Raw genomic sequence first — 20,831 nt, forward strand, 5'->3', positions numbered from 1 at the left:
GATGACAGTTGCTATTGTAATAATATTATTATTTGTATTTTTGGCAACTGGAATGCCAATTGCATTTGCAATGGGGATTTCCGGTGTAGTTGGTCTTTATATCCTTGGGGGCTCTGATTTAGCTCTTGGAGTGTTGCAAACGACCCCTTATGAAAATGTGGCTGCTTTCTTATTTACAACCATTCCGATGTTTATATTAATGGCTGAACTAATGACGGCCAGTAATATGACAAAAGATCTTTTTTACGCTTCACATAAATGGTTGAGTAACCTACCTGGTGGTTTAGGTATTGCTACAATAATTGCTGGAGCTGGGTTGGGGGCATTGAGTGGTTCCAGTACAGCTAGTGCGGCGACGCTAGCAACTTCAGCTGTGCCGGAAATGGAAAAATATGGCTATAAGACCCATTTTTCCATGGGAGTTGCCAGTATATCCGGAACATTGGCAATTATGATTCCCCCAAGTATGGTCCTTATTCTTTATGGAATCTTGACCGAAACCGGAGTGGGTGACTTGCTGGTTGCAGGAGTTATACCAGGTATTGTAACTGCTTTGGGCTATATTTTAACGGTTGTGTATTGGGTTAAAAGGCATCCAGACGTTGCCCCTAAAATTTATGAAAAAACTAGTTTAAGTGAAAAAGTTAAATCACTAAAGAATATATGGGCTGCAGTGCTACTTATCATTATTGTGATAGGGGGTATTTATTTAGGAATAGTTACTGCGACTGAAGCAGGTGCATTAGGGGCTTTCGGAGCTTTTTTGATTGCTTTATCGTCACGCAGATTAAAATTTAAAGCCGCTCAAACTGCTTTTCAAAAAACATTAAAAGCGACCGGAATGATTGTAACTATCGTTTTTTGTTCTATGATTTTCAGTTATTTTTTGACTGCAACGCAAGTTACACAAAATTTAATTAATGTGGTTACCGATTCTGGGATGTCAAAATGGCTTGTGTTAGCAATCGTTGTCGTACTCTACTTAATTTTAGGTTTCTTCATGGATCAAGTAGCTATTCTTATCTTAACATTGCCTTTTACATTTCCTTTAATGATGTCTTTAGGATTTAATCCAATTTGGTTTGGTATTGTGGTAACGAAAACAGCAGAAATTGGCTTAGTAACACCTCCTGTAGGAATGAATGTCTTTGTTGCTGCTGGTGCGGCAGGGGTCAAGACACATGAAGCGTTTAGAGGTGTGACGAGATTTGTTATCTGCGAACTTATTATCTTGCTGATTTTGATTTTATTCCCAGTCATATCTACTTGGTTACCGGAGATGATAATGAAATAGTTTCAAATGTAATTCATGTGTTTAATTGATGGTAACACAGGAAAAATTTTTGGCGTTGTCTTTCGGTAGAAGAAGGGTTGAGAGGTAATGCAAATCTTAAAAGGATATAAATCTTCCATTCATGCAAAGTTACATTAAAAATGTAGAATTACATCAAAAATGCAAAATACACATCAACTTTTTATAACTAGACATAGAATATCTGGATTCTAATAATAACTGTGTTTTGCACGAAGTTCGCAAGAATAAATGAAATAAACTAATAGGAGGCGGAAGTATACAAAAGCTGAAGGGTTTTACCAAGTAAACTGATTAAAGTAAACGGAGTATTACGGTTTATCATGAAGAAATTCAACAAGTAATGTAAGAAGGGGATGGGAAATAAAGCAGTTATTTCATTTTTACTTATTAAAGATTTTTAAATGACAGCGCCTAACAAAATCTGAAAATTTTGAATCGTCACTTGGCATATTTCTTGCAAGTATATTCAATGAAAGATTAAAAACATTATTTTTTAGGAGGAGAAATTCATGAAAGATTACCAGGATTACCAAGATATCGTTGTTCAAAAAAGTAATGGAGTAGGGGAAGTCATTATTAACAGACCAGAAGTAAAGAACGCAATGAGTAGAAACACTGCGTTAGAGATGATGAGCGCTTTTAAGGAATTAGACGAGGATTCTGAGGTAAGAGTCATTGTATTATCCCACACCGGTGAGTATTTCTGTGCAGGAGGAGATCTGCAAGGGTATAAAGATAAGCCCCATATTATTTACAGAGAGTATACGCATACAGTAGGAGATTTATGGAAAATGGTTACTACTTTAAGCAAGCCCCTTGTGGCTTCGATAAGTGGTCATGTGCTAGGTGGCGGAGTGGGAATGATTGCTGCCTGTGATATGGTGATTGTTTCTGAAGATGTTAACATTCGTTGCGCCGAAATCAACATTGGAATGTGGCCAATGGTAGTTATGCCTGTCCTATTCCGCTCAGTGGGACGAAAGAAAGGGCTGGAAATGATGATGCTTGGAGAAAATGTACCAGCTGAAGAAGCTAAGGAAATCGGTTTGGTCAACTTTGTTTGCAAAAAAGATGAGCTTAGGGATGCTACCAATCAAATTACTGAAAAGCTCATTACCAAAAGTCCACTTGCTTTAAAATTGGGGCGTCAGGTCTACCATAATATTGAAGACATGGAATACAATAAGGCAATCGAGTATACCGCAGAAATGATTACACTATTATGCTGCAGCCATGACGGACAAGAAGGGGTAAAAGCCTTCTTTGAGAAAAGACAACCAGCATATGTAGGATATTAATCCTAAATAAGATAACCAAGTTTACAAAAGTTCTGTACGCCAAGTAAACGGAATAAAAGCATTCCAAATATATGTAATGAATACATCGTATAGTGAAGCTTATGAATGAAAGGACATGTCTAATGTCATTACCTTTAGGATGTAATTTACTTTCCTAGATAATGATGACTAGATAAATAGAAAAGAATGATTAGGAGGATGAGAATATGGTTTTTGAATTAACTGATGAACAAAAAGAAGTGAGAAGACTTTGTCGTGATTTTGCTAAAAAGGAAATTACTCCTTTTATTGAGGAACGCGAAAGAGAAGGGGTATTTAGACGTGATGTCTTCGAAAAAATGGGGAAAGAAGGTTTCTTCGGGTGTTTGTTTCCACCTGAGTACGGCGGAACTGGAAGTGGTTTTTTAACCTTGTCTATTATAATGGAAGAATTCTCTCGAGCTTCGGTAGAAACGGCTATTTGCTGGAACAATCAAGCTGTTAATGTTCCAATGGCCATCTATTTGTTTGGAACGGAGGAACAGAAGAGAAAGTACATTCCAAAACTAATCAGTGCTGAGATGATTGGTTGCTTTGCGCTTACTGAGCCAGATGCTGGTTCAGATAATGCCGGTATGCAAACGAGAGCTACATCCAACAAAGATGGTTACGTTCTTAATGGGTCTAAGATGTGGGCAACTTTGGGTAACGTTGCAGACTTAATCCTAGTTTTCGCTAAAACGGATCCTTCTGCAGGGGCAAAAGGAGTCTCGGCCTTTCTAGTCGAGACCAAGGATCTCAAAGGATTCGAAGGCAGAAAAATTCCAAGCAGTATTGGTACAAATATCATCCCATCTGCAGATCTTGTCTTTGATGAATGTCAAATCCCTGCCGATGCCTTGCTCGGCGAAGAGAACGAAGGAATGAAAGTAGCTCTTCAGACTTTACAATACGGTCGTGTATGTGTACCTGCACGTGCTGTTGGGATAGGGCAGGCTTGTCTAGACCACAGTATTAGATATTCCCAGGAAAGATTGGCTTTTGGTAAACAAATAGCTGAATATCAAGCCATCCAGCATAACATAGCAGAAATGTCGGTATTGGTGGAAGCGAGCCGTTTAATGGTTCAAAAGGCAGCTTCATTGGCTGATCAAGAGGAACCGTTTGGAAAAGCTGCTTCCATGGCAAAATATTTTGCAGGTGAGGCGGTGACAGAGGTATCTGATTTAGCTATGGAAGTATATGGAGGGTATGCGTTTGCTAATGAGTATCCCATTAATCGTTTCCTTATGATTTCTAGAGTTTTCCGTACGGGTGAAGGTGCTCCAAACATCCAAAGGAATCTTATCGCTCAAGACGAGCTTGGTTGGAAAAAAATCGATAGGTACTTTGGAAAATTAAATACTACTGTCAAACAATAGTAAAATTTTTTAACCAATTCTCTATTAAGAGACCTTATAATTAAAAATAGATTAAGGAAGTGGTAGAAATGTATCAGTTGAAAAAAAAGGCCAGTACTAGTAATACTCTATCAGAAAAACTTACTGACTTTGTGACCAACTTGAAATATGAAGCAATTCAGGATGAAGCTTTGAAAAATGCCAAGTATCACGTATTAGACACGATTGGTATAAGCATCGCTGCCTCGACAAGTGACACCGCGCAAACTGTAAAAAATGTCATGAGAAAATTGGGTACGACTAGTGAAAGTACCGTAATCGGTTCCCAGGAAAAATTTTCAGCGGCAGCTGCTGCCATGGCGAACTCCACCATGGCGCATGGACCAGACTTTGATGATACGCACGGAGGTTCCGTTGTCCATGTAAGTTCAGTGGTCGTTCCTGCCAGCCTAGCTGTTGCAGAATCTGTAAAAGCCAGTGGTAAGGATTATCTTACGGCGGTCATGGCAGGATATGAGGTGACTAACCGTCTGGGCATGGTTGCGCCGGGAAACTACCATGCCAGAGGGTTCCACACAACTGCCCTCCTTGGAGGTTTCGGATCAGCCGTAATGACTGGCAAATTAAAAGGTCTTTCTCCCTCCGTTATTACCCATGCGTTGGGTATTTGTGGAAGTCAAGCGTCAGGGATTATCGAATTCTTATCCAATGGTTCTTCCTTAAAGCAAATGCAGCCAGGGTGGTCTGCCTATAGTGGGATTATTGCCGCTATGCTAGCGGAGGAAGGCATGACAGGTCCATTGAGCGTATTTGAAGGAAGGTACGGCTTCTTTAACTCTTACCTGTATCAGACAGATCATGATCAGAATAAAGTGCTAGAGGGACTAAACGAAGTATGGGAAGTCAATGACATAGCTTATAAGTTATATCCGTGCTGCCACCATACGCAAGCCTTCTTAGACTGCACAAAACAAATCAGAAATGAAGAGGACTTCCGATTAGAAGAGATTGAAGAAATTAAGTGTATTATTTCACCGAAACAAGCTGAAATCATTTGCAGTCCGCTAGAAGAAAAGTATGAACCAAAGACTCCTTACGATGCTAAGTTTAGTCTTCCTTACGTGTTATCCGTCATGCTTCATCGTGGTCAGTGCGGTTTAGGTGACTTCACCGGTGAAATAATTAAGGATGAGAGTGTCTTGCGATTGGCTCGAAAATTCACTTACATCACATCAGAAGAAACGGGTTATCCAGGAGCTTTCCCAGGCTGGGTTAAGATTAAACTAAAAGACGGTCGAGTGTTAGAGCGCAGAATGAAGACTAACCGGGGAGGCCGAGAAAATCCTGCGAGTGAAGCAGAGATTATTGGCAAGTTTGAAAATAATGCGAGCTCGGTCCTTTCCTCTGACAAAGTAAGCCGAATCAAAGAATTGGTGCTTAATGTAGAGAAAGTCAAGGACGTAAGCGAAATCACTAAATACATGCAGGCTTAAAGCAAAATCCGAAAAGTGAAGTATAAATTTTCTTTTCTGCTTGGAGTTTTCAGATTAATGATAGAGCTAAATCGTTAAAATTAAACGCAGCAAAGTTATTTATTCACGGTGCGCTGCCTAAAACCAACTTATGGTTTTAACGGTAAATGCGCCCCGTGGTATAACAGGTGATTAGTGGTAGATACTACCGTAATATTGTAATATTTAGGCAGGAGTTCTGTTTTAATCATTTTTCATTTGCTATTTTTAACATTAAGGTAACCCAAATTCCCGTATTTAGAAGACTAGATCTTATTTAAATAGAAAATAGCGAGATAATTGAGTGAATTTTAAGAATATTCCACAAAAATGAAGTGAGGATGAGGATTTATTGCTATCTATCAAAAATAAGGAGTGTTTGCCAAATGATAGATTCAACAAATGAAATACAAAAACCTTTACAAGGTATGCGTGTACTAGACCTTTCTATTGCTCTGGCCGGCCCCTATTGCACGTTGCTATTGGGTGGTCTCGGTGCTGAAGTTATAAAGGTTGAACAACAGCAGGATGGGGATCGTGTACGCTACAACTCTCCGTACTTAGGATCAAACGGGATAGACTTCAGTGAAATGACAGGCGATAACATGTCACTTTCCCATTTAAACCGGAATCGGAATAAAAAAGGGATAACCCTGAACTTAAAAACCACTGAAGGGAAGGATATCTTATATAAATTAGCTGAGCATGCTGATATTATAGTAGAGAATTTCAGCCCGGGAACCGTAGATCGTCTAGGTATAAGCTATAAAGACATAGAAAAGATCAATCCAGGGATTATATACGCGTCGATTAGCGGTTTTGGACAAGAAGGACCACGCAAACATATGCGCGCCTACGATACCGTTATTCAGGCATTGAGCGGGATTATGGATGCCACCGGTTTTCCTGATGGCCCACCAACACGGTTAGGTGTTCCCATGGCTGATATGCTGTCGCCTTTATATACGACGATAGGTATTTTATCTGCTTTGTCCTACAGAGAAAAAACAGGGTTAGGTCAATACGTAGACGTAGCTATGTTGGATAGTTTGGTTACCTTTGTTGCTGGGGAACATTACGATATATTTGATCAATACAATATAAATTACAGGACAGGAAATTATCATCACCGATTGCCTTTGTTCGGAGTATTCCCTGCCAAGGACGGTTATATAACCATTTCTGCACTGACCGAGGGGGAAGCAAGAAAGCTTTTTAAAGCTATGAATCAAGAAAATGTCCTTTTGGATGATCGATTCCGCAATACCGGCCAGAGGGTCGTAAATGCTGTGGCATTAGTTGAAATAGTAGAAAAATGGACAAAAAGCAAAACTGTTTATGAACTCATTGAAGAATTACCTCGGCAAGGTGTTATTTGCTCACCGGTCACCATCGCCAAAGATGTTATGAAAGATCCGGAATTGATTGACAGGAAGGCAATAGTGCCTTTATTCCATCCCCTCATGGAAAAACAAGGAGAGGTGATGGGCACTGGTTTACCTATTAAATTTTCTAAAACTCCTGTAGAATTTGATTCACCGGCACCATTTTTGGGTCAGCATAATGAAGAGGTTTATTGTGGTCTCCTAGGGTATAGTCGTGAAGATATGGATAGGTTAAAGGAGCAAGGTGTCATATAGATTAAATACTATTCAAACTGGGACAACAGTCATGGCATGGTTTCTTTTATAATTCAACAGTAGTAAACAAAGGGATTATCAAGGATGACAGCGAGCAAGATTCCTTGCAGTGGAATTTACCGATACATGGGGCTGAACTTATTAAATAGAAGGAAATATTATGAATTGGCAGTGTAGCTGAATCATCTTCCGACAGTGTAAGTCAGAGTAGAAAAAGTATTTCAAAAGCCTAGTTTCGTTCTACAAAACTATTCTTCATTAAAATCCCAGCAACTTATAACCACTTTTTTAGCTACATATAAATAATGATGGGTAATGCTGTATAAGTCTATACAGTGAGATGTTATTCAGGCGTATTAAGTGGTAAAAAAACTTCCCGTACATTCCTTACACCAACCACCTTTTAGTATAGGTGCAACCATATTAGTTAACAATAAAAATAACTCTAATCGACTATCGATTAGAGTTATTTTTATTGTCTTAATTTTTCTTAGGCGATGCAATCGGCGGAGATATAATAGATGGTTAATTGCTTATATTCGCATCCTAATCTTTGATCCCGAATTTAAACGGCCATAGGGATGTGCCCTTTCTGCAAGTTACCCGTTATATTCACATCGCTTCCTTTATGGGGAAATTCAGCTTATTCTTTGTTGCGGTTGTGGTGACCATGATTTGTGTATCCTCAAGTATTTCTATCAGGCGGTTCTATCTCTGCCTAGGATTTTACCTTTATAAGAGTACAGCTCTTTGCTTTTCCATATTTGCCAGCATGGACGAATGGTCGGTTTATCTTTGCGTATCGCAATCGCTTACACCGTTTACCTATAACCCTTTTGTATTTACTCCCGACTTAGGTGCGTTCAAGAAATGGTAATTTTCTAATTGGATACCGTCAATTGAAAAAATTAATTAGGTTCATAAAAAACCCACTTGTTATACTACTTCTCCTTTAGATGAATTGGTAGTATATACGTCATTGGAAACATTATCAGGTTTCACAAAAATTAAGTAGAGAACAGAAGTTAGGATGAACAACCCGACCATTGAATATATTGAATAATTAAAACCAAGTTCAAGATTTGCTCCCCCGGCTTGTACTAATATCCCGATAACAATGGGTGCAACTAATTGAGTAGTATTGTTTCCTAAAGTTAAAATACTTGACATAAGACCAGCTCTTTCTGGCATCAATTTAATCATGACTTGTGTACTCATTGAGACATTAACGTATGTGGATCCTTTTGCCACGCACAAAGCCACGCAAATCCAGAGGATCGAATTTCCTAAAAGGGGAATCACCGCAAGAGCAAGTCCCCCAATTATTGTGGTTATGGCGGCAACCAAGACTCGCGCTTTTCTATAGCTTTGACTTTTTTTGAAAATATGGTCAGAGATAGATGAAATCAATATGACCATTACCAAGGATGCAACCCCTGATGCCGAAATGGCATAAGCCATCTGCATGGGCTCCAATTTAATGACTTTTGTTAAATAAATCGGTGCCCATAACGCCATCCAAAGAATAAAACAATAGGTAGCTGCTGATAGAGCTAGAGTTAAAAAGCAAGCCGGATTACGAAGAACAGGAACTATTTCAGACCATTTTAATTGATTGGCCTTTGATGAAGTAGGTTTTTGCTTATCCTTGCTGTACCGATCCATCATCCCCCAAATGACGAGCATGGTCAAACTTAAGACGCCCAATGAGACGAAAGTCCATCTCCAGCCATATTTCTCCATCATTGCGACGAGGATTGGAGAGGATATGATACCGCCTAGAGAAGCTGCAGAAATAAAAATGGACAATGCCAAACCTCTCAGCTCTGTAGGAAACCTATGCGTAATGTGACTCATTCCAGTCGGAAGAAATGGACCTTCGAACGCTCCTAGCAAAATTCGGTAGAGCATGAGCATAGGTAATCCGATTATAGCATAGGCACCAAGCTGTACAATCGTCAATCCTCCTAAGACAATAAAGATGATCTTGGTGGTCCCCAAACGATCCGACCATGTCCCACCCACAAAGCTTGTTATGATGAATAGCCAGAAAAAGCTGCTCCCTAAAATTCCCCACTGGGCACTGTTAATGCCAAATTCATTCATTAACGGTTCAGCAGCATATCCAAAAACTTGCTTATCCGCAAAGACAATAAAAGCGGAGAAAAACAAAAGTAGAAGATTAACCCAACGCATGCAAAACACTCCTTCCATTTTTAAATACATGAAACATATGATTCTTTGTAAGCGACTTCATAATTAGAGGAACAAATTCTCTGCCGACTCCTTCTCCTTTGTATTGATTAGAAATCTACCCCTTTACCGCCTCACTTACTTATTTTGGAGTATAGACAATTTGCTCCTCAGCTAATTGTTATGCAATTATCGCGCCAATTCGGGAAAGTTGATAGGTCACTACAACTATTTAAGGCATGGATACTAATAATGTAATAATTCATTTATTTAATGTGAATATTCATCAATCCATAAATACAAGTTGCAAATGTAAACCACAGATTTCTAAAGCTGGTATCACACTTACAAAAATTCATCCTTAAAGGGTTAATTGTCAATAAATAGTCCACTAAGGGAAAGGAAAGAAACAAAATCCTGTCGACAGTTTTATCCATACATGTCCTCCTTTTTTAGAAGAAAAGTGAGCTAAAATACAAGTTATCTAAAAATACCACAATTTAACAGATGTTGTATGGTTCGGAATTTAGTGCAACTACTAAAAATAATTGTTGTTATGCACTGTACGCCGACATGTCACGATATCGAAAATCGTTTCAGGTTATTCCTGATTCTGATCTAACATAACCCCGCTGTAATTTTATCATCTTTCCTCTTAAAAAGACCTCCAATTACATGGTGGTCTTTTCTATTGTAATTTCGTGATACCTAGGTTTAATGTAAATTTACATCGAATGAATGAATTTTTACATTAATAATAGAAAAATTTCAATTAGATTCAGGGTTTATATACTTTTGTGGTTTGGCACGATAATTGCATTTATAAAACTAATAGAAAGAGTATTTATTATATAAAACATATTTTATATTTACCTCGTTCATCAGTGATTATGAAGGGAGGGTATCTATAGCTAGATTAATAAGGAAACCAAGTATAAATCTATTGGTGTTGGAGAATATTATGGGGATTGAGAGAGATTGGGTATTACTAGAACTGATTGATACAAAAATTGAAAATAAATATGTAAAGGAAGTTATGAAAAGGTCAATCAATGAAATTTAGGGATTTAGGCAAAGTACTATCTGATAAAGACGAAAAGTCCAGAAAGGATTGACAATCGTGGCTATAGTTGAATTGAGTACAGTTGGAACCGAGAGTAACATCGCCAAAATTACATTAAATCGGCCTGAAGCAAGAAACGCATTTACAACTGAAATGGCTGAACAGATGTTAAACATTATCAGAGAAGTAGACCAAAGTGATGATATTAGAGCAGTTTTAATCACTTCCTCTACTGAAAAGTCATTTTGTTCAGGAGCCGATTTAAAGGAACGCAATAATATGTCTGAAGGGGAGTGGAAGAATCAGCATTTACTATATCAGAAGATGTTTAGTGCCATCCATGATATGAAACAGCCGGTAATTGCAGTGGTAGATGGTTATGCACTTGCTGGAGGTTTTGAAATCGTTTTAAACTGTGACATGTTAGTTGCAGCTGATACAGCTAAATTTGGTTTGCCAGAAGTTACTAGGGGAATCATGCCAGGCTGCGGTGGAACTAGATTATTGTCAAAAAGAATTGGCGTTCATCGGGCAAAAGAATGGGTTTGTACTGGACGAATTGTTTCAGGTGTAGAAGCGGAAAAGATTGGGCTTGTTAATGTTCTTACTAATTCAAGTGAAATTCTTAAAAAGGCAATAGAAATCGCTGAACAAATTGTTAAAAATGGACCAATAGCTGTTCAAACCTGTAAGCAATCAATTGAGGCGTTATTTGGAATGCCTAATGAAGAAGCCAAAAAAATAGAAATAAGCTATTACAATCGCTGCATTGACACTGAAGATCGACTAGAGGGGGTCCGTGCATTTGTAGAAAAACGTCACCCACGATTTGCTGGAAAATAGAAGAATCAGATATCGCCTGACGCAGGAAACTTTTATTAACCTGACTTCACTCGTTCCATTTTAATTATAGGGAGGAAAATAAATATGGGTACAACTATAAAAGAGAATACACTAATCCATGAAGACCTAAGACAAAGTGTCCGTGCAGTTTGCAGCAAATATCCTGATTCCTATTGGAGAGAGTTAGATGCGAAACTAGCTTATCCTGAAGAATTTGTTAACGAGATTACGAGAAGTGGATTTTTGGCTGCTCTTATACCAGAAGAATATGGGGGATCAGGCCTTGGAATAACAGAAGCCTCTATTATATTAGAAGAAATTAACCGTTCTGGCGGAAATGCAGGAGCTTGCCACGCCCAAATGTATACAATGGGAACGCTACTTCGTCATGGAAGTGCTGAACAAAAGGCCAAATATCTCCCTAAAATTTCAGATGGTTCTTTGAGGCTACAGGCATTTGGTGTTACTGAACCAAATACTGGATCGGATACCACCAAATTAAAAACATTCGCAGAGCGAAAAGGGGATAAATATGTTGTAAATGGCCAAAAAGTATTTATCTCACGATCGCAATATTCAGATTTAATGCTCTTGCTTGTCAGGACCACGCCCCTAGACCAGGTAAAGAAAAAATCTGAAGGGCTTTCTGTTTTACTTGTTGACCTTAGAGAAGCTATTGGGAATGGGCTAACGATTAATCCAATTCGAACGATGATGAACCATGCTACAACTGAGTTATTTATTGAAAACTTAGAAGTTCCAGTTGAAAATCTGATTGGAGAAGAAGGCAAAGGTTTTAAATATATTTTAGACGGGATGAATGCAGAACGAATTTTAATTGCAGCTGAGTGTATTGGAGACGGACGTTGGTTCATAGAGAGGTCCTCAAATTACGCAAAAGAGAGAGTGGTTTTTAGTCGCCCAATTGGGCAAAACCAAGGAATTCAATTTCCGATTGCCCGTGCACATGTCAATATAGAGGCTGCAGATCTTATGCGTTTCAAAGCAGCGACTTTGTTTGATTCTGGAGAGAAGTGTGGAGCAGAGGCTAATATGGCCAAGCTGCTTGCTGCTGATGCTTCCTGGGAAGCAGCGAATACAGCTTTACAAACTCATGGCGGTTTTGGCTTTGCCGAAGAGTATGATGTTGAGCGTAAATTCAAAGAAACAAGGCTTTATCAAGTGGCACCAATTTCAACCAATTTAATTCTATCTTATGTAGCTGAGCACGTACTTGGGCTACCAAGATCATACTAATTCGGGAGGCATAACCTTTGTTTATTCCAAAAGAAGTGGAAATTGTGGAAGTAGGGCCTCGTGATGGTTTACAAAACGAATCCCTGCCTATTTCAACAGATGCGAAGAAAACGCTTATCGCTCAGCTTGCTAAAGCTGGATTTTCCCGAATGGAAACAACATCTTTTGTCCATCCGAAATGGGTGCCTCAAATGGCTGATTCAGAAGAAATATCCAGTTACTGTAATGATCTTGGAATTACCTCTATTGCTCTGACTCCAAATCTCAAAGCTTTAGAACGTGCAATCGCAGCCAAAGTACCCCAAGTGGCGGTATTTATTGGGGCTAGCACTAAATTTAATCAAAAGAATATTAATAAAACGACATCTGAATCATTGGATGAGTGTGTACCGATGTTCGAAAGGGCCAAAAAAGAGGGGATTTTTATTCGTGCCTATATTTCTATGGCATTTAAGTGTCCTTTCCAAGGTGATGTTTCGTTGGAAGAAGTCAAATATGTATGCGACGGTTTCGTAGAGCTTGGTGCTGATGAAATTGATGTTGGTGATACAAATGGGAAGGCTGATCCAAAACTCGTGTATGAAAGATTTTCGAGATTAAGAGATTTATATCCAGATACCACATTTGTCGGACATTTCCATGATACAGAAAATATGGCCTTGGCAAATGTGGTTGCGGCCATGCAAGCAGGGATAACAAAGTTTGACAGTTCAGTAGGCGGTCTTGGTGGATGTCCATATTCCCCTGGGGCAACGGGCAATCTTTCCACGGAGGATTTGCTGAACATGGTTAAGAGGATGGGGTGTCAAACCGAAGTTGACTACGCGGAACTTATTAAAATAACCCCTTTTGCTAAAAGTTTGTCCAGCAAATTATAAATGCCTTTAAAATTTTTAGGAGAGCATTAATACAGGTAGCAGCAAACTTTGCATAGTTTTTCGAAACAATAAATACGTTTAACATGAATCTATATCAACTTAAAGGAGTGAAACAACATGGATTTTACGCTGTCGCCTGAATTAATGGAAATGAAGAAATCGATAAGAGATTTTGTCGATAATACAGTCGATCCAATTGCAGATCAAATTGAGAGAGAGGACAAAATTCCTGAACATATTTTGAAAATGAGCAAGGATATAGGTTTATTTGGTTTGAGTATTCCGGAAGAGTATGGCGGATTGGGAATAGATATGGTAGGAAAGTGTGCCATTTTTGAAGAAATTGGCCGTACCTCCAATGGGTTTACAACCGTAATTGGAGCACATACAGGAATTGGCTCAGTCGGTATCGTAGAAATGGGGAATGAGGAACAAAAAAGAAAATATTTACCTGGAATGGCGTCTGGAGAGCTGATAGGTGCATTTGCCTTAACTGAACCAAGCGCTGGGTCACATGCAGCAGCAATTAAAACTAAAGCTGTCCGCAAAGGGGACAAATATATTTTAAACGGATCTAAACATTATATTACAAACGGGCCTATTGCTGATGTATTTACGGTAATGGCTGTTACAGATCCTGGAAAAGGAGCTAAAGGAATTACTTCATTCATCGTTGAAAAGGATTTTAAAGGGTTTATAGTTGGAAAAACGGAAGAAAAAATGGGCCTCCGAGGCTCCCATTCCTGTGAAATCTTTTTTGAAGATTGTGAAGTTCCATTAGAAAATGTTCTTGGAGCAGAGGGGCTAGGTTATGTTAATGCTTTAAAAATTCTCGCTAATGGCCGTGCAGGACTGGCAGCCCGTAACCTGGGATCTAGCCAAAAATTACTAGAGTTATCCATCAAATATGCACATGATCGTGAACAGTTTGGAAAACCAATCTTTGAACAGCAAATTATTCAGCACTATTTAGCGGAAATTGCGTTAGATGTTGAAACATTGCGTTCAGTTACCTACCGTGTAGCCTGGATGGTCGATCAAGGAATGAATGTGATGAAAGAAGCATCTATGGCCAAACTACTTGGATCGGAAATATTCAATCGAATTGCAGACAAAGCAGTCCAAATTCATGGGGGGATTGGGTACATAAGGGAGTATCCGATCGAAAGGTATTATCGTGATGCCCGAATCACCAAAATCTATGAAGGAACATCAGAAATTCAAAAAAATATTATTGCAGCACAGCTCCATAAAGAATACTTAGTACATGTTTAATAAAAGACTGAAAACATTTTTATGAGTGGATCATCTGAAAGGAGGAAAAGAAAATGAAAGGAATCATTTCTTATGGGGCATACATCCCATATAATCGACTCCAACGAAAAAAAATTGGTGAGTTTTTTGGGAAGTCCGGTCTTAGCGGAGAAAAGGCCATCGCTGGTTATGATGAAGATAGTGTATCCATGGGAGTTGAAGCTGCTCTTGATTGTTTGAAGGATGTAAATCCTCAAGATGTTGATACGGTTTATTTTGCAACAACCAGCTCACCATACAAGGAAAAAGGGTCAGTTCCTACTATTGCAGCAGCACTAAACTTAAAGAAGAACGTTCGAGGAATTGAATCCGCTTCTTCACTAAGAAGCGGAACCTCTTCATTGATGGCTGCAAAAGAGGAGGAGAAAACTCTAGTTATTACTGCGGATTGCCGAATTGGTGGACCTAGTGGACAAAACGAATTATGGTTTGGGGAAGGAGCTGCATCCTTTTTAATCGGGAGCGGTGAAGATGTTATTGCAAACATAGTAGATGCTGGAAGTCTTCAAGGAGATATCATTAGTCAGTGGAGAAGCCAAAAGGACGATTTTACACAGAATTGGGAAGAAAGACTTGGTTCTACATCCTTTTTGAAACAGATAAAGGAAGCTCTTCCACCGTTTCTGGAAAAAAATGATCGTACAGTCGAGTCCATTACGAAAGTAATCATCTCCGGAGAGGGAAAGCGCTCTCATACACAGGCAGCAAGTGCTCTTGGTTTCCAAAAGGAACAAATTCAAGATCCTTTATTGGAGGTAGTTGGAGCAACTGGAAATGCCCATGCTCCGATGATGCTCGTCTCAGCGTTAGAAAACGCTAAGCCTGGTGATCAACTACTTGTATTGGCATTTGCAGAAGGCTTGGATTTTATCCTTCTTGAAGTTACTGATGCCATTTGTGGGTTGAAGGAAAGAAAGGGCGTCAAAGGACATTTAGAAGTTAAAAATGATCAAGTCTTATACAGCGATTATCTCAAATGGAGAGAAATTATTAAAATTGAACCGCCAAGAAGAGCTGAAACGGACCGTCCTTCAGCCCCGGCATTATATAGAGGATCTCATCAAAACCTTTCCTTTACAGGTTCAAAATGCCGTATATGTGGGACTCCGCAATTTCCTAAGCAGCGGGTTTGTATACAATGCCAAGCAAAGGATGAGATGGAAGACTACCGATTTTTCGGACAATCCGCAAAGATTACGACCTTTACCATAGATCATTTAGCTGCTTCAGTAGCTTCTCCAATCATTGCAGCCATAGTGGATTTTGACAATGGTGGGAGAATTCTTTGTGAGGTGACGGATTGCAGCCCGGAAGAAATTGAGATTGGCATGAATGTAGAAATGACGTTTAGACGTCTTTTTGAAGCCAAAGGCATTAGTAACTATTTTTGGAAAGCACGGCCAATCAGGGAAAGGGAGAGTGTCTAAATGAGCAGAAAGGGAATCAGTGATAAAGTAGCCGTTATCGGAATGGGCTGTACAAGATTTGCTGAGCATTTTGATAAAAGTGTTGATGATTTATTAGTAGAAGCAGCCTATGAAGCTTTTGGTGATGCAGGAATCGAACCAACTGATATTGAAGCTGCATGGCTGGGAACGATGTTATCTGGTTATGCAGGATTCACATTGTCAGGACCACTAAAAACACAATTTATTCCTGTAACTAGAGTTGAAAACATGTGTGCAACAGGTTCTGAGGCTTTTCGAAATGCATGTTATGCTGTTGCTTCAGGAGCCTATGATATTGTTTTAGCGATTGGTGTGGAGAAGTTAAAAGACTCAGGTTTTAGTGGATTGAATATTCCAAGACCACCAAGTGATGGGACAGCTCCCAATATTTCAGCCCCTGCTTCTTTCTCATTTCTTGCACCTGCTTATTTTAAAAAATATGGATTAACGGATGAACAAGGAAGAGAAGTATTATCTAAAATTGCCTATAAGAATCACTATAATGGTTCCTTAAATCCCAAAGCCCAATATCGCCGTGTAGTCCCAATGGAGAAAATCTCAAAATCACCATCGGTATGTGCTCCGCTAGGAGTAATGGACTGCTCAGGGGTAGCCGATGGAGCCGCAGCTGCTATCATTGTACGAACAGAAGATGCTCATAAATATCGCAAGGATCCAATGTATGTAAAAGCACTCTCTATTGCTTCAGGGCCTGGAGATGGGCGTTTCCGTCAAGATTTTGATTTTACTTCCATTAAAGAAAATATTGCTGCTGCCGAAGCTGCTTATCGAGAGGCGGGTATTATTAATCCTAGAAAAGAAATTAGCATGGCCGAAGTACATGACTGTTTCACACCAACAGAATTAGTCATATATGAAGATTTAGGATTTAGTGAACGAGGGCAAGGGTGGAAAGATGTTTTAAATGGCGTATTTGAATTGGAGGGGGAACTTCCAGTCAATCCCGATGGTGGTTTAAAGTCATTTGGCCATCCAATTGGAGCAAGCGGCCTGAGAATGTTATATGAAATGTACTTACAATTTCAAGGAAAGGCCGGAAAGAGGCAGTTGGACAATCCAAAAATTGGTTTGACCCATAACCTGGGCGGAACTCCAATGCAATGTGTGTCTTTCATTTCGATAGTAGGAAAAGAATTATCTTAATTTATAAAGTAATTAAAAAGTTTTCTAGAAAACTTGAGTGGGAAAATTGGAAGAAAAATTTAAGATAGAAGCTTAATCAATTGACCAGCGGTCGAACAGATCGGGAGTAGACGATTTTTCAGCAGTATAGATTTAACAACGTGAATCTGATCTCCCTTATTGAGCTTTGGGAAGCGGACAGACACCTTAGACCGATGACTTCCCGACCATTAATTCATTTATATTATTTTGAATTTGCAACATCCATTCAAATATAAGGATGAAACATTTATTTGATAGGAAACTGAAAGAAACGCGAACAAGCAGAAGTTCTTCTAAAAGCCCCTTTCTACTAATATATGAGGAGTGCAAAGCGATGGGAAAATACTTTGAAGAATTTGAGATTGGCGAGGAGTTCATTAGTCCTGGAAGAACGGTGACTGAGTCGGATATCGTATCTTTTGCCGGTCTGACAGGGGATTATAATCCACTTCACACAAATGAGGAATATGCCAAAGAGAGTATCTATAAAGGTCGGATTGCTCATGGAATTTTGGGGCTGTCATTTGTTTCTGGTTTAGTTACGCGAATCGGAGTTTTTGATGGAACAGTAATGGGATTTTTAGGATTAGAATGGAAATTCACAGGACCTATTTTTATCGGCGATACTGTTCATTTCCGAATGAAGATTGTTGAAAAAAGAGAAACATCTAAACCTGACCGCGGGGTATTGATTCGGGAAGTGGAGTTAATCAATCAAGGTGGAGAAGTCGTTCAAAAAGGAAAAATGACCATCATGATGAAAAGAATGCCGGAACAAGTCCCCGCAAACTAAGATTATCATTAATTAAATACTAAACCATTAGAACTGAAAGGAGTTGTTAGAAAGTGAATGTTAAAGACCAGGTTATATTGGTAACTGGTTCTGGAAGCGGTATTGGTGAAGGAATTGCAACCAAACTGGCAGAAAGTGGAGCCAAAGTAGTGATCAATGATATTGATTTAACGAAAGCAGAAACAGTAGCACATCGATTAAGGGAAAACGGGTACGAGGCGATAGGTTTGCAGGCGGACATTACGGATACCGAACAAGTGAATCAGATGGTTGATACCATTATCAACCGATTTCAAAGAATAGATGGCCTGGTTAACAATACAGGCGTTGTCAGAGATAACTTAATCTTAAAAATGCCTGAAGAAGACTTTGATTTCGTTCTTAATGTCAATTTAAAAGGTGCCTGGATTTGTTCCAAGGCTGTCTTGAAACAAATGAAAGAACACAACTACGGCCGAATTGTAAATATTTCATCCCGTGCATGGCTGGGTCAAGTAGGACAATCCAATTATTCCGCTTCTAAGGGTGGTCTGGTTAGTTTAACTCGTGCACTGGCTCTAGAGTTTGCCAAATTTAATGTAACGGTGAATTGTATTGCCCCAGGGTTAATTGATACGCCTTTGATCCGCAGTCTCAAACCTGAGATTCAAGAAAGTCTCATAAAGGCACAGCCAACACCAATCATCGGGAAGCCTCATGATATAGCTAATACGGTTTTGTTCTTCATATCTGAAGAAGCTAGGTATATTACTGGTCAAGTACTTCATGTAGATGGCGGAAAGAGTTTGGGAGCGCGAAATATATAAGACCCAAGAGAAACTACCGGTCAAGAATAGAACAACTCCTAAAAGTCGGGAGTTGGTCGATATACAGATAATCAAAATATAATGAAGATCCCTCCCAATTTTAGAGCATGATACATTGTGGTGGAAATTCTGCATCGTTTAGTCTGTTATATAACCATGACTTGCAGAAAGGTATTAAAACTTTCTTTGAGAAAAGAGTATCTGAATACGTAGGATATTAATAACTACCGGAGAAGTCTAAATTTGTAGAGGTATCATACCATCATAGTGCAATTGCCAATTAACTTTCATATGTATTAATAAATTTTGGGTAGATTAAGATTGTATATTTAAATTTCTGAATAATAGGAGAATTAAAGCTGATTTACTGAAATGCTTTCGTAAATGATCCTTTAACCAAAATCGTTACTGCTGCGATTAACGATAAAGAATATGATTTCATTCTTTGCGGGGATATGGCTGTAGACTCTGGAGCGGATCAAGAAGACGATCGTGTTGCTGAATTATTAGGAAATCCGGATGGGGCAACGATTACTAAATTAACGTTTGAAAGTGGTAAGAAGAATGGGGGAAAGTTCGGATGTTAAAAAGAAATTTTCGTTGGATAACAGTTTTTTGGATACTGTTTATTGCGGTGGTCGCCTATTTTGACCGAGTCAACTTCTCTGTATCCGCGTCTCTTATATCAAAAGAGTTTGGCTTGAACCCGGCGCAATTGGGGATAATTATGAGCGGTTTTACCTTTGGTTACCTACTTTCCAGCTTTCCAGGTGGCCTTCTTTCTCAGCGGTTTCCTTCCCGTGTAATAATTACAGTATCATTGATTGGATGGTCGATTGCTACTATCTTTACTGGCATTGCTTGGTCATTCGTAAGTCTACTTTTAGCAAGGATCATTTTTGGCATACTCGAAGGTCCCTTTTTCCCCAACGCAAATAAAATTATCAGCGCATGGGTTCTTCCCAAGGACAGGGGGTTAGCTTCGGGACTTTGGATAACTGGAGTGCCGATAGGGATTGTTATTGGGAATTTAATAAGTGTTGGCATTATCGGTAGTCTTGGCTGGCGCAGTATCTTTTATATTTTTGGAAGTCTGGGAGTTATTATGGCTATAATAACGTGGCGAATCTTGCGGGATCAGCCCAAGGAACATCCTTTAATAACCAAAGAGGAAAAAGAGCTTATCGAGTCCTCACAAGCCCAGTTTAGAGGAGATGCGGTATCTGATTCGAAAGGGTCGACAGTTATCCAGTTATTAAAGAATCCATGGGTATGGGTAATTACTCTGACCTATTTTGTATTCACACTGGTATTTTGGGCAAACGTCAATTGGCTTCCAACTTACTTTATTCAAGCCCGAGGTTCCAATATTATGGAGGCTGGAGTGAATTCGTCCATACCATGGATTGCTATGGGTATGGGAACCCTTATTTTATGCCGCTTGGCAGATACAGGTAAGGGGTATAAAAGCCCGTGGCTCGCTTTTTCACTTTTTGCGATGGCTCCTACTATTGCCTACGCTGTAATAACTCCCTCAGTTATCGCTTGCTTAGTATCCTTTTCCTTGGCCAGCTTTTTCGTTGGTGGTGCGATAGGGCTAGTACCAGCGCATTTAATAGATTTGTTTGAAGTTGCTGATGTACCAAAAGTGCATGGATTGGTATTAACGGGCGGTTCACTTGCAGGAGTTATCGCACCTATTTTAGTAGGATTTGTGCTTCAAATAACAGATTCTTTCAATTATGCTTATTATGTTTTCTCTTTTCTTGCATTTGTCGGTGGTTTGCTGGGACTTGCCCTTTTCTATAACGAAAAGAAAGTGCTGCAGGGAAAAGCTTTTATCTCTACTGTTCAGTCTACCGATGAGCCTGGGTATCGCTCCTGAAGTCAGGGTATGTTGTGCAAAAA

General features: G+C 39.3%; 16 protein-coding genes. 15 read left to right on the plus strand and 1 reads right to left on the minus strand.

The genetic code is table 11. From position 1 onward, the window contains the following. Position 1 precedes the first annotated feature (1 nt). The 5 genes from N0M92_RS18285 to N0M92_RS18305 all read left to right on the plus strand — a co-directional run bounded on the left by N0M92_RS18285 (position 2) and on the right by N0M92_RS18305 (position 7,143). Positions 2-1,294 (plus strand): TRAP transporter large permease, encoded by a 1,293-nt coding sequence (locus N0M92_RS18285; RefSeq protein ID WP_260287170.1) that lies wholly within the window; start codon positions 2-4, stop codon positions 1,292-1,294. Between the two features lie 530 nt (positions 1,295-1,824). Further along, the gene (locus N0M92_RS18290) at positions 1,825-2,613 is read left to right on the plus strand and encodes an enoyl-CoA hydratase/isomerase family protein (RefSeq protein WP_260287171.1); all 789 of its coding nucleotides are present in this window, start codon (positions 1,825-1,827) and stop codon (positions 2,611-2,613) included. A 206-nt stretch (positions 2,614-2,819) separates the two neighbouring features. Continuing rightward, positions 2,820-4,013, plus strand: a complete 1,194-nt coding sequence (locus N0M92_RS18295) for an acyl-CoA dehydrogenase family protein (protein WP_260287172.1) — start codon at positions 2,820-2,822, stop codon at positions 4,011-4,013. Between the two features lie 68 nt (positions 4,014-4,081). Beyond that, on the plus strand, positions 4,082-5,485 hold the full coding sequence (locus N0M92_RS18300; RefSeq protein ID WP_260287173.1) for an MmgE/PrpD family protein: 1,404 nt from the start codon (positions 4,082-4,084) through the stop codon (positions 5,483-5,485). A 404-nt stretch (positions 5,486-5,889) separates the two neighbouring features. Continuing rightward, a complete protein-coding gene (locus N0M92_RS18305; RefSeq protein WP_260287174.1) occupies positions 5,890-7,143 on the plus strand; it encodes a CaiB/BaiF CoA transferase family protein in 1,254 nt (417 codons plus the stop codon). 936 nt (positions 7,144-8,079) lie between these two features. Here the strand turns inward: N0M92_RS18305 and N0M92_RS18310 are convergent. Next, a complete protein-coding gene (locus N0M92_RS18310) occupies positions 8,080-9,339 on the minus strand; it encodes an MFS transporter (protein WP_260287175.1) in 1,260 nt (419 codons plus the stop codon). 1,117 nt (positions 9,340-10,456) lie between these two features. Here N0M92_RS18310 and N0M92_RS18315 point away from each other — a divergent pair. From N0M92_RS18315 to N0M92_RS18360, 10 genes are all read left to right on the plus strand, one after another. Further along, positions 10,457-11,242, plus strand: a complete 786-nt coding sequence (locus tag N0M92_RS18315) for an enoyl-CoA hydratase/isomerase family protein (RefSeq protein ID WP_260287176.1) — start codon at positions 10,457-10,459, stop codon at positions 11,240-11,242. Positions 11,243-11,326: 84 nt separating this feature from the next. Then, positions 11,327-12,499 carry an acyl-CoA dehydrogenase family protein gene (locus tag N0M92_RS18320; RefSeq protein ID WP_260287177.1) on the plus strand — a complete coding sequence of 391 codons (1,173 nt, stop codon included), beginning with the start codon at positions 11,327-11,329 and terminating at the stop codon, positions 12,497-12,499. Positions 12,500-12,516: 17 nt separating this feature from the next. Next, positions 12,517-13,377 carry a hydroxymethylglutaryl-CoA lyase gene (locus N0M92_RS18325; RefSeq protein WP_260287178.1) on the plus strand — a complete coding sequence of 287 codons (861 nt, stop codon included), beginning with the start codon at positions 12,517-12,519 and terminating at the stop codon, positions 13,375-13,377. Between the two features lie 117 nt (positions 13,378-13,494). Beyond that, complete coding sequence (locus N0M92_RS18330) at positions 13,495-14,652, plus strand: acyl-CoA dehydrogenase family protein (RefSeq protein ID WP_260287179.1); 1,158 nt, start codon at positions 13,495-13,497, stop codon at positions 14,650-14,652. Positions 14,653-14,705: 53 nt separating this feature from the next. Beyond that, positions 14,706-16,118 carry an OB-fold domain-containing protein gene (locus N0M92_RS18335; protein ID WP_260287180.1) on the plus strand — a complete coding sequence of 471 codons (1,413 nt, stop codon included), beginning with the start codon at positions 14,706-14,708 and terminating at the stop codon, positions 16,116-16,118. Then, positions 16,119-17,303: an acetyl-CoA acetyltransferase gene (locus tag N0M92_RS18340; protein WP_260287181.1), complete on the plus strand. Its 1,185-nt coding sequence runs from the start codon at positions 16,119-16,121 to the stop codon at positions 17,301-17,303. Positions 17,304-17,658: 355 nt separating this feature from the next. After that, complete coding sequence (locus tag N0M92_RS18345; RefSeq protein ID WP_260287182.1) at positions 17,659-18,117, plus strand: MaoC/PaaZ C-terminal domain-containing protein; 459 nt, start codon at positions 17,659-17,661, stop codon at positions 18,115-18,117. Positions 18,118-18,170: 53 nt separating this feature from the next. Next, positions 18,171-18,923 (plus strand): SDR family oxidoreductase, encoded by a 753-nt coding sequence (locus N0M92_RS18350; protein WP_260287183.1) that lies wholly within the window; start codon positions 18,171-18,173, stop codon positions 18,921-18,923. A 455-nt stretch (positions 18,924-19,378) separates the two neighbouring features. Beyond that, positions 19,379-19,510 (plus strand): hypothetical protein, encoded by a 132-nt coding sequence (locus tag N0M92_RS18355; protein ID WP_260287184.1) that lies wholly within the window; start codon positions 19,379-19,381, stop codon positions 19,508-19,510. After that, positions 19,504-20,808 (plus strand): MFS transporter, encoded by a 1,305-nt coding sequence (locus N0M92_RS18360; RefSeq protein ID WP_260287185.1) that lies wholly within the window; start codon positions 19,504-19,506, stop codon positions 20,806-20,808. Before N0M92_RS18355 ends, N0M92_RS18360 begins: the two co-directional genes overlap by 7 nt. Positions 20,809-20,831: the final 23 nt, after the last annotated feature.

Source organism: Peribacillus aracenensis (genome assembly GCF_025175645.1).
Classification (GTDB): Bacteria; Bacillota; Bacilli; order Bacillales; family DSM-1321; genus Peribacillus; species Peribacillus aracenensis.